Below are 2,214 nucleotides of genomic sequence, written 5' to 3' on the forward strand. Positions count from 1 at the left end.
AGAAATAGTGAAAAATATGATGGCTTTTTTTCTATAGCTTACAACGCTAATGGCCTGACAAGCAAGTAAGTATTGAATCAATAGGCTCTAGTTTAATATAGCTATTATTTGTATCTTTAATGTATGGAAAAGGAAGCGATAAAGTTGTATTTCACAGGCTTGTCAGCTAATGAGCGTCAAGCATTAATAGAAGAGCTCCAGCAACTTGATGAAACTGGCAAGGGCATTCCCCGTTGCCAGGAATTGCGAAGAAGCATTTTGGACAACAAGCAGGGATGCTGCGCTCACTGTGGTCATACTAAGTATGTGAAATTTGGAAAAGATAAAGGAGCGCACCGTTACAAATGCAAATCATGTAAGCGTAGCTTTACAGAATACTCAGGCACGTGGATGGCTGGACTTCATCAAAAAGATAAAATAGATGCTTATCTGCAACTCATGTTGGAAGAAAAAACCCTCGATAAGATTAAGGAAACGTTGAGCATCAATAAAAAGACGGCATTTGATTGGCGGCATAAGATACTCTCCTCAGTAGAAGAATCTGAAAAAGGGGAATTTACCGGAATAACTGAAAGTGATGAGACATTCTTTTTACATTCAGAAAAAGGGAAGACAAAACAAGGGCGAAAACCAAGAAAACGAGGAGGAACATCTTCCAAGAAAGGCGTTAATAGCGAACACATAGCTGTTATTGTAACTTTAGACCGCAAAGATCAGATGGATTTAACGGTAGCGGCTGCCGGAAGACTGAAAAAAAACGACATAGAAAATGCTATTGGGAAACGGCTCACCAGCCAAACTGTTTTATGCACAGACTCTCATGTAAGCTACAAAGGTTTTGCCATTGATAACCAATTAGAGCATCATCCTTTACGTTCAGACTTGAAAGAACGTGTTAAGCATGGGGTCTATCATATCCAACATGTAAACTCTGCCCATCACAGGTTGAAGAAATGGATTGACAATAAATTCTGGGGCGTTTCTACTAAATATCTGCAGCAGTACCTCAACTGGTTTAGGCTCAAAGAAACCCTAAAGGAAAGCAAACAGTTCGTAAAAGATTTCGCGAAGATGTCAGCCCAGGATGTAAAGGCTTATCAACGGTATACAATGTTATCCAGTAGATATGAAATAATAAAATCAACGCAAAGTTAAACTAGAGCCAAATCAATTTGTAAGTGCTTGATATTCAGACTGATAAGTCGGGGTGGTAGGATTCGAACCTACGACCCCCTGCTCCCAAAGCGGATCAGATCCTTTATCTATATGTACCTCTCTTTACTATTTCTTACTCTTTATGTTGATTTATAGTGGTTTACGATACTTTTACTTTACCCATCCTTCTTGATTAACTTGAAATTTGTATGTGAATTGTATGCAAATATTCGATATTATGTACCCTAACTACAAGATTGTTCTAGACCTTCGCCGACCAAAGAACAATGGCCTGTTCCCTGTCAAAATTCGAGTTACCCTCAATAGAGTTCAAAAATATTATTCAATTGGCTTAGACCTTATTGTTACTGATTACGATAGAATTCAGAATGGGTCTGTAAGAAAGGAACTACGGATTTACAAAAATAAAATTGCTGATTGGGAAAACAGAGCTAAAGACATCATCCATCAATTGGATACCTTTTCTTTCGAAGAATTCAAGTCAAGACTTTATGATAATAGATCAGTCAAAGTCACAGATGTCTATGCCTTATTTGATCAGAAATTAGATGCTCTGAAAAGTCAGGGAAAGATAAGTACAAGCAGTATATACAATGATGCCAAAAATTCATTGAAGAGGTTTAAGTCAAAACTGAATTTAATGGACGTTACATCTGACTTTCTTAAGAATTATGAAAGCTATATGATTTCTGAAGGCAGGTCAGTAACTACCATCAGTATTTATATCAGAAGTTTAAGATCTATATATAACCAGGCTATTGATGCTGAAATGGTAGATAGAAAATATTATCCTTTTGGAAAAAATAAATATCAGCCCAAGGCTCCAAGAAACATTAAGAAGGTATTAACCATTGAGCAAATTAAAAGCATTATAGATTATAAAGTAGAGGAAGGATCTAATCAACAATTAGCAAAGGACATGTGGCTTCTCTCCTACTATTGCAATGGAATGAACATGAAGGATATTATAAATCTCCGATTCAAAAACATTCAGGAGGATCGTATCTATTTTGAGAGGTTAAAAACTACAACCACGAA

General features: G+C 36.6%; 1 protein-coding gene and 1 pseudogene. Both read left to right on the forward strand.

What is annotated here, in order from left to right; genetic code table 11:
• Positions 1-246: 246 nt before the first annotated feature.
• Positions 247-1,155, forward strand: a pseudogene (locus tag Q0X89_RS10565) (IS1595 family transposase); the annotation flags it as partial.
• 220 nt (positions 1,156-1,375) lie between these two features.
• Positions 1,376-2,214, forward strand: an 839-nt coding sequence (locus Q0X89_RS10570) for a site-specific integrase (RefSeq protein ID WP_297693906.1), incomplete at its 3' end; no start/stop codon positions are given.

Origin of the sequence: uncultured Eudoraea sp., from assembly GCF_947258525.1 — a bacterium.
Taxonomy (GTDB): Bacteria; Bacteroidota; Bacteroidia; order Flavobacteriales; family Flavobacteriaceae; genus Eudoraea.